The sequence below is a fragment of the Mameliella sp. AT18 genome, assembly GCF_028807275.1.
GTDB lineage: Bacteria > Pseudomonadota > Alphaproteobacteria > Rhodobacterales > Rhodobacteraceae > Antarctobacter > Antarctobacter albus.
This window is the reverse complement of sequence record NZ_JARAMO010000017.1, coordinates 43495-55910: the sequence shown is the minus strand read 5'-3', so window position 1 is coordinate 55910 and position 12416 is coordinate 43495. Positions and strand designations below refer to the sequence as shown.

Below are 12416 nucleotides of genomic sequence, written 5' to 3'. Positions count from 1 at the left end.
CTGACCGATCAGCCCCATGCCGCCACCCGTGCGTGAAACTCGGCCTCCGTCATGTGGTACTTGGGCGCGATGAACTCCTCGGCGCGCTTGATCCAGCCACCTTTGCCGCCGGCGCGGGTCCGCGCGTACTTGCGCGACGCCGGGCGATTGTCGGCGATGCGGAAGTAATAGTTGCGCCGCGCGATCCCGTAGGCGTCCGCCATGTGATGTGGCGCCTTTGCATAGGCGCGCGCCGCGGCGGCAATGGTCTGCGGGCCGATGGCGCCATCCACAGACACCTGTTCGCCCATCTGGTTCAGCAGGCGCTGCAGGATCTTCACCGCGTTGCCACCCGCATTAACATACATGTCAAAGACCGTGGCGTGCAGCGGCTCTGGCAATTCGGCGATGCGCGGTTTCAGGAAGTAATGTGTCAGGAAGATCGTTACCGCCTGTTCGCGGGTGATCTGGCGCACATCGGCGGCATCGACGCGCCCGTTGCCATCCAGGTCCAGCCCAAGACGGCGCATTGTATGTATCGTGACACCATATTTCGTGGCACCGCCCGGATCGTCCGGATCGTTGACATATCCGCCCTCGCGGGCAACGATTTCCTCGGCCATCCTGCGGACGCGGGGGGTCAGAGTCGACATCCAGTCTCTCCTGCTCGGTTCACTCTCGATGGCCTGAGGGTGCGCCGCAGCTCTTAACCAATCCTCACGGGACCGTACGTTGCATGACCGCTGACGAGATCATCGCCCTTCTGGGCCTGTCACCACACCCCGAAGGCGGGCATTACAAGCAGACATGGGAGGCCGACACCGGCAGCGGCGAGCGCGCGCCGGGAACCTCCATCTATTTCCTGCTGAAAGGGGAAGAGCGCAGCCATTGGCACCGCGTCGATGCCGGCGAGATCTGGCACTACTACGCCGGCAGCCCGCTGCGCCTGATGCGGTCCGCAACCGACAATGGCCCACGCAACGACATGGTTCTGGGACCGGACCTGGCCCGGGGTCAGCGCCCGCAGGGCATCGTCGAAGCCGGTCACTGGCAGGCCGCGCAGTCCCTTGGCGACTGGACCCTTGTGGGCTGCACCGTCTCACCTGGCTTCCGCTTCGAAGGTTTCGAACTCGCCGCGCCGGGGTTCGACATTCCCGGATGACGCGCACGAAAACGCCCGGGGCACTGGGCCCCGGGCGCAATTGCTTTGCCCTTGCAGCGAGTTACTCCACCCGTTCCATTTCGGACAGCTGATCGCTGGTGAACGGCGTGACGACGGCGTAATCGGCCTCGCTCACCATGATCATCTTGGTTTCATCCATCGGCAGCATGACGAACTTGTCACCCACCCCCAGGAAACCGCCGACCTCGGCCACGAGGCCCATGATCTCGCCGTTCTCGTCGACGATGAAATCGTCGATCGAGCCGATGCGCGTCCATTCGTCGGCCACGGTGTCATAGCTCACGTTCACGTCCCAATCGACGCTTTCCGAGGCGGACAGGGTGTAGATCGGCGCACCGACGATCACCGAGGCCTTGACCGGCGCGGTCAGCCCGGTGTCCGCCCTTGCCGTATCCGTGGCATCCGCTTTTGGTGCGGCCGGATCGTCGCTCTCGGCCATGTCCTTGTCGGTCACCTCCGGATCATCGGATTTGGCGACGTCCGGGTCAGCGGCCATCGGATCCGCGGTGTCGGCCTGCTCCATCGGCATCGGCATCGGGTCAGCGGCCGGGTCCATCGCATCACCGGTTTCGTGGCTTTCCGCCAGAGCGACAGCGGGGATGAGAGCGGTTGCAGCGACGGTCATCATGAATCGTTTCATGTTGAACTCCTTCCGTTTTTTCCGTTCGATCTGCCTGAAGAACGTGCCTCTTTTCGCTCCTGTTCCCCACTATATTTTTTATGCCTGCCGGAACTTCAGCCGCGTCCGTGCGTATGCACGAACTTCAAAAGCTGGGCGGTCGACGCGTCCTTTCCCTCGACCGGCGCAGCCCCCGTCACCATCGGCCCAAGGGCGGTCGCAAGCTCCTTGCCCAGCTCCACCCCCCATTGGTCGAAGGAGTTGATGCCCAGAATCACCCCCTCGACAAAAACCCGGTGTTCATAAAGCGCGATGATCTTGCCCAGGGTCTCGGGATCGAGCTGCGGATAGATCAACGTGGTCGATGGACGGTTGCCCGGGAACACCCGGTGCCGCGCCTGCCGTTCCAACTCGTCGCCTTCGAACTTGTCCGCCACCTTGCCGCGCGCCTCGTTCAGCGACCGGCCGCGCATCAGTGCCTCGGACTGGGCAAGGCAGTTGGCCACCAGCAGGTCGTGGTGATGTTTCAGATCAGCTTCATGGCCTTTTGCCGCGACAAGAAATTCCGCCGGGATCACCCGCGTGCCCTGGTGAATCAGTTGGTAAAAGGCGTGCTGACCGTTCGTGCCCGGCTCTCCCCAGACCACCGGACCGGAGTGATAGGGCAGATCGGCGCCGTCCATGCTGACGCCCTTGCCATTCGATTCCATTTCCAGCTGTTGCAGGTAGGCGGGCAGGCGCAGCAATCGGTTGTCATAGGGCAGCACCGCGCGCGTGGCATGGCCCAGCACCTGGTTGTGCCAGATGCCCACCAGCGCCAGCAGCACCGGCAGGTTCTCGGCCAGCGGCGCCGCCTGGAAATGGCAGTCCATCTTCATGCCGCCGGTCAGGAAGGCGCGAAACCCCTCCGGCCCCACTGCCAGCATCAGCGACAGACCGATCGGCCCCCAGACCGAGTAGCGCCCACCGACCCAGTCCTCGAAGCCGAACACGCGGTCCGCCGGGATGCCGAATTCCGCTGCCTTTTCCTGGTTCGACGACAAGGCGATGAAACGCCCTTCGTCCGAGACGCCCTTATCGGCCAGCCAGGCCTTGGCCGTGCGCGCATTGGTCATCGTCTCGATGGTGGTGAAGGTCTTGGAAGCGACGATGAACATCGTCGTGTCCGGGTCACACACGGCGAGCTTGTCCGCGATGTCCGCGCCATCGACATTCGACACGAAATGCGTACGCGGCCCGTCGTGATAAGGCGCCAGCGCCAGCGTCGCCATGACCGGGCCAAGGTCTGAGCCGCCGATGCCGATATTGACCACATCGGTTATGCCGGAGGCCCGCACCTCGCGCGCCAGGGACTCCATCCGGCCCAGCGTCTCCAGCACCGGCGGCATCACGTCCACGCCATCCACCCGCACTTCGGCCCCGTCCAGGTTGCGCAGCGCTGTGTGCAGCACCGCGCGCCCCTCGGTCTCGTTGATCTTTTCCCCGGCGAACATCGCGTCCCGACGGGCCGCCACACCGCGCGCCTTGGCCAGGGCCAGCAGGCCTGTGCGCACCTCGGCGTCGATCTGCGTCTTGGAATAGTCGAAGAGCATACCCTCCGCCAACAAAGAGAACGCCCCTGCCCGGCCCTCATCCGCGAACAGCGTTTCGATCCGGCGCTCGCCGATGCCTGTGGCCAGTGTTTTCAGTTCTTCGAACATTCCATCCCCCTCGCCGCCCGTGATGCGACCCTTTGAACATGTGCCCACCCCATAACAGGCGGAAAATGACAGATTTGCGACCCCGGCGCGCAGCTTACGGCGCCCAGTGCACCCGCGCCTCGGACAGGACCGCGTTGATCGGCGCCTCTGCGACCGGTTTGCCGCGCGCGCTTTCCAGCGCGGCACGCTTGTCCTCGCCAAAGATCAGGACGTGTTTGGACAGCGCCCCGTTCAGCACCGGGGCGCTCAACGTGATGCGCGGCTCGGGCGCGCCCGGCGCCCGCATCGGCAGCAGGACGGGCGCCTTGGCGGACAGGGCTTCTTCCAGCCGGTCTGCCCCCGGAAAGATCGAAGCCGTGTGCAGATCGGCCCCCATGCCCAGAAGAACCACCGCTAAAGGCAGTTCCTCGGCAATTGGCGCCTGCAGCGCCTCTAGCGCCCCTTCCGGCTGTTCCGCCGGGGCATAGAGCGGCAGGTACCGCGCCGCTTGCGCCCGATTGATCAGCAGCCGCTCACGCAGAAGGCCGGTATTCGACCGCGGGTTGTCCTCTGGCACCCAGCGTTCATCGGTCAGCAGCACGTCGACACGCGACCAGTCAAGGTCGACGGTGTTCAGATCGTCGAAGACCGGCCCGGGCGAGGTCCCGCCCGGCACCGCGAAACCGACCCGGTCGCGTTGGGACAGGGCCTGCCGCAAATCGCCGGCCAGTTGGTTGGCCAGATCGATGACCAGCATCTCCCGGTCCTGGTACTCGATGAATTCGTAACTCATGCTCCCGGCCTCCCTTGCCTTGCCAGGCTCATACGCGGATGTCGCGCCAGCGGCGCCCGTCGCGATGCATCAGCATCAACGCATCATCCGGCCCGGCCGAGCCCGGGTCATAGGGTTTCGGCACCTCGCCCCGGCTCTGCCATCCGGCGATGATCGGATCGGTCCAGGCCCAGGCGGCCTCGACCTCGTCACCGCGCATGAACAGGGTCTGATTGCCCCGGATCACGTCCATGATCAACCGCTCGTAGGCATCGGGGACCTCTTCCGCTTCCGGCCCCAGTGCCTCGGCAAAGCTCATGTCCAGCGGCACATCCACCAGCCGCATGCCGCCCGGCCCCGGTTCCTTGATGGTCACGCCCAGTGTCATGCCCTCATTGGGCTGCAACCGGATCGACAACACGTTGCGATGCGTGCCTGCCTCGGGGCCAAAGATCGAATGCGGTGCATCCTTGAAGACCACGGCGATCTCGCTGGCCCGGGCCCGCAGCTTCTTGCCCGTGCGCAGGTAGAAGGGCGTTCCGGCCCAACGCCAGTTCGAGATATGACATTTCATCGCGACGAAACTCTCGGTGGTCGACCGCGGGTTCTCCACATGGGCGCGATAACCGGGTTGGTCTTCATCCGCGTCGTATTGGCCGCGCACGATATGATGATAGTCCACCGGGTCCAGCGCCCGGATCACCTTGAGCTTTTCGTCCCGCACCGAATCCGGCTCGAACCGCGCGGGCGGTTCCATCGCGATCAGGCACAGCAACTGCATCAGGTGGTTCTGCACCATGTCCCGCATGGCACCGGACTTGTCGTAATAGCCACCACGCCCGCCCACGTCGACGGTCTCGGCGACAGTGATCTGGATGTGATCGACGTATTGCGCGTTCCACAGCGGTTCGAACAGCATGTTGCCGAACCGTACCGCCATCAGGTTCTGGACCGTTTCCTTGCCCAGGTAATGGTCGATCCGATAGATCTGATCCTCGTGAAAGTGCTGGCGCAGGGTCGCGTTCAGCGCCTTGGCGCTGTCGAGGTCATGTCCAAAGGGTTTCTCGACCACCACGCGGCTTTCGTCATCCGCCAGCCCGAAATGCCGCAGCCGTTCCGCCAGCGCACCGAACAGCGCCGGCCCAACCGAGAAATAAAACGCCCGCACCGTCCCCGGCCGCAGATGTGTCTTCAGCGCCTCCCAGCCACCTTCCCCCATCGCGTCGACCGCCTCGTAGTCGATACGTTCGAGGAATTGTTCCAGCGTGCCATCCTCGCAATGACGGCCACCGCCGAACTCGCGCGTGGCCTCGGCCACCATGCGCCGAAACCCTTCGGTGTCCATGTCGCTGCGAGCGGCACCGATGATCCGTGCGTCCTCGGGCATCTGGCCGCTGCAAAAGCGCCTGAACAGCCCAGGCAGGATCTTGCGCCGGGCCAGATCGCCCGTCGCCCCGAAAATCACCAGATCGAAAGGGTCGACCGGAATTACGCGTGAAACCATGAGTCCCTGCCTTTCCTGTTGGGCGGCGCGGGCCGCCTCTTGCCTTCGGCAATGTTCCGTTAGCGCTAACGCATCCTGTTCGCGCTTCGAATACCCCATGTTCATTTCAAAGTCTAACACCCAATTGATGCATCACAATGGCGTCAGGCGGAATCTTGTGACTGGCACAGGCTTTGCCTACTGCGTACGCCTTGGGTGACGAATTGAAGGACTGGAAATGAAAGACGCTTCCACCGCCAATATCGACAAGTTCAAGGACCCGGCCCACACCGCCAAGGGTGAGCCGCGCGCGCATGTGGCCCTGTCCGATCCCCAGACGCTGTGGTTCAACACCGGCACGCTCTGCAATATCGAATGCCTGAACTGCTACATCGAAAGCTCGCCCGATAACGACAGGCTGGTCTATATCACCGCGGACGAAGTCACCGAGTATCTCGACCAGCTTGAGGCGCGAAACTGGGGTGTGGCTGAGATCGGATTCACCGGGGGCGAGCCCTTCATGAATCCCCAGATGATCGAAATGACTCGCCGCAGTCTCGCCCGGGGGTACCAGGTCCTGATTCTGACCAATGCCATGCGGCCGATGATGCGCCCCATCGTGCGCGAAGGACTGCAGGCACTACAGGCGGAATATGGCGACCGGCTCACGCTGCGCATCTCGCTTGATCACTGGTCGGCGCGCCAACACGATGCCGAACGTGGCGCGGGCACATTCGAGAAAACACTCGAAGGGATGCGCTGGCTGCGCGATACCGGCATCCGCATGGCGGTCGCCGGCCGCACCATGTGGGACGAGACCGAAGCGCAGTCGCGCGATGGCTTCGCCCGCCTGTTCCGGACCGAGGGGTTCGACATCGACGCACATGATCCGGGCATGACCGTCCTCTTCCCGGAAATGGATCTCAGCGTCGAGGTGCCAGAGATCACCACCGCCTGCTGGGGCATTCTCGACAAGCATCCGACACAGGTGATGTGTTCCTCCTCGCGCATGGTGGTCAAGCGCAAGGGCGCCGCACGCCCCTCTGTCGTGGCCTGCACCCTCCTGCCCTACGAGCCGGAATTCGACCTGGGCGAAACCCTTGAGGCGGCAGAACGCGACGTCTCGCTGAACCATCCCCATTGCGCCAAGTTCTGCGTCCTTGGCGGGGCCAGCTGTTCCGCCTAGCGGCTGGACACGACGTCCCGGCAAGCCCCCGCCGAACCGCCGATCCAGCTTGCGCCGCCCCCTGCCCCGTGTCACTCCTCCGGCACCGAGCAGGAGAGACAGATGGCAGCGCGCAAGATCATCATCGACACCGACCCCGGCCAGGACGACGCCGTGGCCATCCTCCTGGCCCTTGCATCACCCGCCGAGCTCGAGGTCCTGGGAATCACCGCCGTCGCCGGCAACGTGCCGTTGGAACTCACCGCGCGGAACGCCCGCATGGTCTGCGCGTTGGCGGGCAAGCCCGAGACCCCTGTCTTTGCCGGATGCGACAGGCCCCTTGCGCATGACCTCGTCACCGCCGAACATGTCCACGGCAAGACTGGCCTCGACGGCCCCGACCTGCCCGAGCCGACCATGCCGCTGCAGGACGGCGATGCCGTCGACTTCATCATCGACACCCTGCGCGCCCAGCCGGAAAAGACTGTCACGCTCTGCCCCCTGGGTCCGCTGACCAACATCGCCGCGGCCCTGCAACGCGCGCCCGACATCGCGACGCGCATCCAGGAAATCGTCCTGATGGGCGGCGCCTACTTCGAGGTGGGCAACATCACGCCCGCTGCCGAGTTCAACATCTACGTCGACCCGGAAGCCGCTGAAATCGTGTTCAAATGCGGCGCACCGATCACCGTCATGCCGCTGGACGTGACGCACAAGGCGCTGGTCACATCCGCCCGGAACGAGGCCTTTCGCGCCCTTGAAACCCCGGTCGGCATCGCCGTCGCCCAGATGACCGATTTCTTCGAACGCTTCGACAAGGAAAAGTACGGATCGGACGGTGCCCCGCTGCACGACCCCTGTGTCACCGCCTACCTGCTGCAACCCGATCTCTTTTCAGGACGGTTCATCAACGTCGAGATCGAGACCCGCTCCGACCTGACGCGCGGCATGACGGTGGCTGACTGGTGGGGCGTCACCGACCGCGCACCCAACGCCATGTTCATGGGCGATGTCGATGCAGACGGCTTTTTCGCCCTGCTGACCGAAAGGCTGGCGCGGCTATGAAATCCCTCCACCTCGCTGGCGAAGCGGATGCCGACAAGCTGCTGCCGCTCGTCGCAGCCTTCCATACCGAAATGGGCTATGGCACCGACGACGAGCATCGCGCCGCCGCCATCTCGCCGTTGCTGCAGGGCTCGCCCCACGGCGCCGCCTGGCTGATCGGCCCGCGCCGCGCACCGGTAGGCTATATCGTGCTGACCTTCGGATGGTCGGTCGAGTTCGGTGGGCTGGATGCCATCGTTGATGAGCTATACGTCCGCCCCGCCGTGCGCGGGCGTGGCATGGGGATCGAGGCGCTGGACGGCATCGCCAAGGCCATGCGCGAGGCGGGCGTGCGTGCCCTCCACCTGGAAGTTGACCGCGAAGACGAACGCGCGCAGCGCTTCTATGGCCGCGCGCGTTTCAAGCCCCGTGATCGCTACATCTTCATGAGCCGGGTGCTCTGAGCCCGGCTTACATCGCGCTCACGACGATCACCATGAGGATCGAGTAGAGCATGATGCCCCCGCCGATCAGCCAGATCGGATAGTTGCGCCCGACGCTTGCCTTGGCCAGCTCCTTGGCCTGGTAGATCAGGTCGGGCCATGTGTAGCTGACAAAATCGCCCTGGGTGAAGACCGCCTTGATGCGCTCGTGCTCGTCCACCACCGGCAGGCGGCGGAAGCGCTCGTTCGACATGATGCGCAGCCAGTCGATGACCTCGTCGGTTTCCCGCGCCACGCGTGGATCGCGGGTCATGATCTCCTCCAGCGTCAGGCTGGCAGCGTCGGCATTCCGGGCCACGACCTTGCGAAGGATGTCCCGTTCCGTTGCCACACCCAACACGCGGTTGTCCGGATCCACCACGACAACCGAACCGAAATTGCGTTCGTTCATCGCCTGCGCGGCGGTCGTGACCAGCGTGTCCGGCGAAAACGTCAGCGGCTGCGGCTTCGAGGCAAACTCGGGCCGGTCCATCAGACGCATCGCGTAGGCATTGTCCGTCTGCATCGTCTTGCTCCTGTTTGTTGCGTCCCCGACAACCCTAGCCCTCGGACAGCCAGGGCAAGACTGCTGGCGCAACCGTGATCGGGCCCCTATATCTCGGGCATGACCTTGCAGATCCCCTTCGACAATTCCTATGCCCGCCTGCCCGAGGGCTTCTTTGCGCGTCTCGGCCCCACCCCGGTCAAGGCGCCGCAAACCGTGGCCTTCAACCACGACCTGGCCGAACTCCTTGGCATTACCGGCGCCGAGGACCCCGCGCTGGCAGCCCAATTCGGCGGCAACGCCGTGCCGGAAGGGGCCGAGCCGCTGGCCCAGCTTTATGCCGGCCACCAGTTCGGGCAGTTCAACCCCCAGCTGGGCGACGGACGCGCCCTGCTGCTGGGCGAGGTCGTCGGCACCGATGGTATCCGCCGGGACATCCAGCTCAAGGGCTCCGGCCCGACCCCCTTCTCTCGCCGTGGCGATGGCCGGGCCTGGCTGGGACCGGTCCTGCGTGAATACGTCGTCTCCGAGGCGATGCACGCGCTTGGCGTCCCGACAACCCGCGCGCTGGCCGCGATCCGCACGGGCGAGGAGGTCATCCGCGAACGTCCCCTTCCCGGCGCCGTCCTGACCCGCGTGGCGCAAAGCCATATCCGGGTGGGCACCTTCCAGGTCTTTGCCGCGCGCCAGGACAACAACCGCCTGCAGACGCTCTATGACTACACGGTCGAGCGCCACTACCCGGATGCACGCGACCCGCTGGACCTGCTGAACGGCGTGATCGAACGGCAGGCGCAGCTGGTGACGCACTGGATGGGCGTCGGTTTCATCCACGGGGTGATGAACACCGACAACTGTGCGCTCTCGGGCGAAACTATCGACTACGGGCCTTGCGCCTTCATGGATGCCTATGACCCGGACACGGTGTTTTCCTCGATCGATCGGTTCGGCCGCTACGGCTATGCCGCGCAGGCCGATATCATCGTCTGGAACATGGCGCAGCTGGCCACGGCCATGGTCCCGCTGATGCCCGACACCGACAAGGCCGTCGAGGATTTCACCAAGGCCGTGCACGCCATGCCCGACCGTCTGCGCGCGCTTTGGCTGGAGCGGTTCGGGGCCAAGATCGGCCTGTCCACCCCGACGCAGGAGGACCTGTCGCTGATCGGCGACCTGTTGACCCTGATGCATGAGGGCAGCGCCGATTTCACCAATACCTTCCGCGCCCTGGCGGATGGCGATGCTCGCGACCAGTTCACCGACCGTGCGGCCTTTGACGCATGGGAGGCACGCTGGCAGGCGAGACTGGAACAGGAGGAGACCCCGCAGGCGCTGATGCGCGCGGTGAACCCGGTTCTTATCCCCCGCAACCATCGAGTCGAACAGATGATCGAGGCCGCAGTGGCGGGCGACGATGCGCCATTCCACCGCCTGAACGCCGCGCTTTCGGCGCCATTCGACCTGAACGAAAGCTATGCCGACCTGCGCCGCCCGCCGTCGAGCGGCGAAAAGGTCCGTGCGACCTTTTGCGGGACATGACCCACCGGACGTGACCCCGCCCCGGGCCTGACCCGGGGCCTCTGCCCAAGCCTAGCCTTCTTTGCGCAGAGTCTCCTGCCCGGGACCGGGCGGGACCTCTGCCCGCGTCTTGCGGCGCCGGTTGATCAGCACGATCCCCACGGCCGTCAGCGCCAATGCGCCCAGGAAATCCGGCCCCACCGGCTCGTCGAAGACCAGCCAGCCGAAGACCACGGCCAAGACCGGGGACAGAAAACTGAAAGAGGCAATGTCCGACGCCGGATAGATCCCCATCAACCGTAACCAGAACAGGAAGCCGAGCGAAGCCACCAAAGTCCCGTAAACCAGCCCGAAAAGGCTCAACAGGTCGGTCTCTCGCCACAGCGGTCCAAAGAGCGGCGCCACCACGCAGAGCACCACCGCCGAGACCGCAAGCTGCCAGAACAGCTGTCCCTCGGCATTCAGCTCCGAGGTGCGAGTCAAACGTACGTTCAGTGCAATTCCCGCCCAGGCCCATGAGGCCAGCAGCGCCAGCAGGTCGCCGCGGATGTCCCCCGCCCCCCGGCTCTGCGGATCCGCCAGCGCCCAGCCCACCCCGGCCATCGCCAGAACCAGCCCCAGCAGACGCCGCGAAGACAGCCGCTCACCCGGCAGGGTGAAATGCGCCACCAGGGCCAGCCAGACAGGCATGGCGTAAAAGGTGATCGAGGCGCGCGAGACGCTGGTCAGGTCCAGCGAGGTGAACAACAGGATGAACTCGACACTGAACAGACCACCCAGAAACAGCCCCGACCACAGCGTGCGCCGCAAGCCTGTGATCCGCCGACCGCTGACCAGCAGCCAGATCCCCAGCACCGCCAGCGCCAGGGCCGAGCGCAGCCCCGCCGCAAAGACCGGGCCGATCCCGGCATTGGTCAGCTTGATCGCCACCTGGTTGAAAGCCAGGACATTGGCAAAAACCACCATCCCCACCGCACCGGCGAGGTCCATCTGTTGCTTGCGTTCCATGCCCTCTTGGACACCCGGACGCCGGCAAGGTCAATCCGCTGCCGACGCTCCCCCTGTGCGCGGCGGCAAACATCTGTCACAGTCTTCCAAGGGAGATCATCGGCTGAGAGGAGAAAGCACATGGGTCTGATGGGAACACTGGCAAAACTCGCCATCGGTTACGCCGCCGCACGCGGGGTCGATCGACTGTCCGGCGGCCAGGGGCTTGGCAGTCTCCTGGGCGGCGGCGCGCAGGTTCCGGCGAAAACGCCGACTGCGACGCTGCAGGCACAGATGGGCAAACTGATGGGCGGCCAGGCACCCCAGGGCGGCGGCTGGCAGGAGATGATGGAAGCGGCGCAGAAAAGCGGCTTTCCCGGCATGCCCGGCGCCGGTGGCGCAGGGGCCAATCCCTTGGCCGACATGATGAAGAACATGCAGACCGGTGGCATGGACCTGTCCGCCTTCACGGGCCAGGCCGGTAGCGGAAAGAGTGGCGGGCTGCTGTCGCAACTGGGCGAAGGTGGCTCCGGCATGGCCGGAATGCTTGCGGCCTTCGCGGGGTCGGCGGCCCAGGCCCAGGGCAAGGGCGCCGCCGGGTTGATGGACGCCATGAACGCCCAGTCCACCGCGCCAGAGGCCGAAGCAGCCGCCGCCCTGATGCTGCGTGCGATGATCCAGGCCGCCAAGAGCGACGGCGGCATCGACAAGGCCGAACAGGCCAAGATCCTCGAAACGCTGGGCGAGGATGCCGATCCCGAGGACCGCGCCTTCATCCAGGCGCAGCTGAAGGCCCCGGTCGATCCCGAGGCCTTGGCCTCGGAAGTCCCCGAAGCGCAGCGCATGCAGGTCTATTCCGCCTCGCTGATGACGATCCGCGTCGACACCCAGGCCGAGGCCGAATACCTCGACACACTCGCAAAGGCCATGCAGCTCGACGAGGCGGTGGTGAACATGCTGCACATGCAGATGGGCCTGCAACCGCTCTACGGTTAAAGCA

13 protein-coding genes are annotated in these 12416 nt (G+C 64.9%); 6 read left to right on the top strand and 7 right to left on the bottom strand.

Annotated features, from left to right (window positions below; translation table 11 throughout):
• Positions 1-8 precede the first annotated feature (8 nt).
• On the bottom strand, positions 9-632 hold the full coding sequence (locus PVW46_RS02135) for a holin-associated N-acetylmuramidase (RefSeq protein ID WP_274574372.1): 624 nt from the start codon (positions 630-632) through the stop codon (positions 9-11).
• 83 nt (positions 633-715) lie between these two features.
• Between PVW46_RS02135 and PVW46_RS02130 the strand changes: the two genes are divergently transcribed.
• Positions 716-1141, top strand: coding sequence for a cupin domain-containing protein (locus PVW46_RS02130; protein ID WP_069209862.1), 426 nt, complete (start codon positions 716-718; stop codon positions 1139-1141).
• Between the two features lie 61 nt (positions 1142-1202).
• Here PVW46_RS02130 and PVW46_RS02125 read toward each other — a convergent pair whose 3' ends face one another.
• From PVW46_RS02125 to zwf, 4 genes are all read right to left on the bottom strand, one after another.
• Positions 1203-1802: a PRC-barrel domain-containing protein gene (locus tag PVW46_RS02125; protein ID WP_069209863.1), complete on the bottom strand. Its 600-nt coding sequence runs from the start codon at positions 1800-1802 to the stop codon at positions 1203-1205.
• 95 nt (positions 1803-1897) lie between these two features.
• Positions 1898-3481, bottom strand: a complete 1584-nt coding sequence (gene pgi, locus PVW46_RS02120; protein ID WP_069209864.1) for a glucose-6-phosphate isomerase — start codon at positions 3479-3481, stop codon at positions 1898-1900.
• Between the two features lie 94 nt (positions 3482-3575).
• Positions 3576-4253 (bottom strand): 6-phosphogluconolactonase, encoded by a 678-nt coding sequence (pgl, locus tag PVW46_RS02115; protein ID WP_069209865.1) that lies wholly within the window; start codon positions 4251-4253, stop codon positions 3576-3578.
• 28 nt (positions 4254-4281) lie between these two features.
• On the bottom strand, positions 4282-5736 hold the full coding sequence (zwf, locus tag PVW46_RS02110) for a glucose-6-phosphate dehydrogenase (protein ID WP_069209866.1): 1455 nt from the start codon (positions 5734-5736) through the stop codon (positions 4282-4284).
• A gap of 217 nt (positions 5737-5953) precedes the next feature.
• On the opposite strand from zwf, the gene PVW46_RS02105 reads away from it, so the two are divergent.
• The 3 genes from PVW46_RS02105 (at position 5954) to PVW46_RS02095 (ending at position 8388) form a co-directional block, all read left to right on the top strand.
• Positions 5954-6901 (top strand): radical SAM protein, encoded by a 948-nt coding sequence (locus tag PVW46_RS02105; protein ID WP_069209867.1) that lies wholly within the window; start codon positions 5954-5956, stop codon positions 6899-6901.
• Between the two features lie 102 nt (positions 6902-7003).
• A complete protein-coding gene (locus PVW46_RS02100; protein WP_069209868.1) occupies positions 7004-7945 on the top strand; it encodes a nucleoside hydrolase in 942 nt (313 codons plus the stop codon).
• Complete coding sequence (locus tag PVW46_RS02095) at positions 7942-8388, top strand: GNAT family N-acetyltransferase (RefSeq protein ID WP_069209869.1); 447 nt, start codon at positions 7942-7944, stop codon at positions 8386-8388. Before PVW46_RS02100 ends, PVW46_RS02095 begins: the two co-directional genes overlap by 4 nt.
• Positions 8389-8395: 7 nt before the next feature.
• Here PVW46_RS02095 and PVW46_RS02090 read toward each other — a convergent pair whose 3' ends face one another.
• Entirely contained in the window at positions 8396-8932 is a 537-nt protein-coding gene (locus tag PVW46_RS02090; RefSeq protein ID WP_043139872.1) for a CBS domain-containing protein, read from the bottom strand.
• A 99-nt stretch (positions 8933-9031) separates the two neighbouring features.
• On the opposite strand from PVW46_RS02090, the gene PVW46_RS02085 reads away from it, so the two are divergent.
• Positions 9032-10450: a protein adenylyltransferase SelO gene (locus PVW46_RS02085; protein ID WP_069209870.1), complete on the top strand. Its 1419-nt coding sequence runs from the start codon at positions 9032-9034 to the stop codon at positions 10448-10450.
• Positions 10451-10501: 51 nt separating this feature from the next.
• Here the strand turns inward: PVW46_RS02085 and PVW46_RS02080 are convergent, their stop codons facing one another.
• Complete coding sequence (locus PVW46_RS02080) at positions 10502-11437, bottom strand: DMT family transporter (RefSeq protein ID WP_052244389.1); 936 nt, start codon at positions 11435-11437, stop codon at positions 10502-10504.
• Positions 11438-11557: 120 nt separating this feature from the next.
• Between PVW46_RS02080 and PVW46_RS02075 the strand changes: the two genes are divergently transcribed.
• On the top strand, positions 11558-12412 hold the full coding sequence (locus PVW46_RS02075) for a tellurite resistance TerB family protein (protein ID WP_069209825.1): 855 nt from the start codon (positions 11558-11560) through the stop codon (positions 12410-12412).
• Positions 12413-12416 lie beyond the last annotated feature (4 nt).

Bases quoted from the DNA above. Each gene is read 5' to 3' on its own strand.
- zwf (WP_069209866.1), bottom strand. From the start codon at position 5,736: ATGGTTTCACGCGTAATTCCGGTCGACCCTTTCGATCTGGTGATTTTC.
- PVW46_RS02095 (WP_069209869.1), top strand. From the start codon at position 7,942: ATGAAATCCCTCCACCTCGCTGGCGAAGCGGATGCCGACAAGCTGCTG.
- PVW46_RS02090 (WP_043139872.1), bottom strand. From the start codon at position 8,932: ATGCAGACGGACAATGCCTACGCGATGCGTCTGATGGACCGGCCCGAG.
- pgi (WP_069209864.1), bottom strand. From the start codon at position 3,481: ATGTTCGAAGAACTGAAAACACTGGCCACAGGCATCGGCGAGCGCCGG.
- PVW46_RS02135 (WP_274574372.1), bottom strand. From the start codon at position 632: ATGTCGACTCTGACCCCCCGCGTCCGCAGGATGGCCGAGGAAATCGTT.
- PVW46_RS02085 (WP_069209870.1), top strand. From the start codon at position 9,032: ATGACCTTGCAGATCCCCTTCGACAATTCCTATGCCCGCCTGCCCGAG.
- PVW46_RS02105 (WP_069209867.1), top strand. From the start codon at position 5,954: ATGAAAGACGCTTCCACCGCCAATATCGACAAGTTCAAGGACCCGGCC.
- pgl (WP_069209865.1), bottom strand. From the start codon at position 4,253: ATGAGTTACGAATTCATCGAGTACCAGGACCGGGAGATGCTGGTCATC.
- PVW46_RS02080 (WP_052244389.1), bottom strand. From the start codon at position 11,437: ATGGAACGCAAGCAACAGATGGACCTCGCCGGTGCGGTGGGGATGGTG.
- PVW46_RS02125 (WP_069209863.1), bottom strand. From the start codon at position 1,802: ATGAAACGATTCATGATGACCGTCGCTGCAACCGCTCTCATCCCCGCT.
- PVW46_RS02130 (WP_069209862.1), top strand. From the start codon at position 716: ATGACCGCTGACGAGATCATCGCCCTTCTGGGCCTGTCACCACACCCC.
- PVW46_RS02100 (WP_069209868.1), top strand. From the start codon at position 7,004: ATGGCAGCGCGCAAGATCATCATCGACACCGACCCCGGCCAGGACGAC.
- PVW46_RS02075 (WP_069209825.1), top strand. From the start codon at position 11,558: ATGGGTCTGATGGGAACACTGGCAAAACTCGCCATCGGTTACGCCGCC.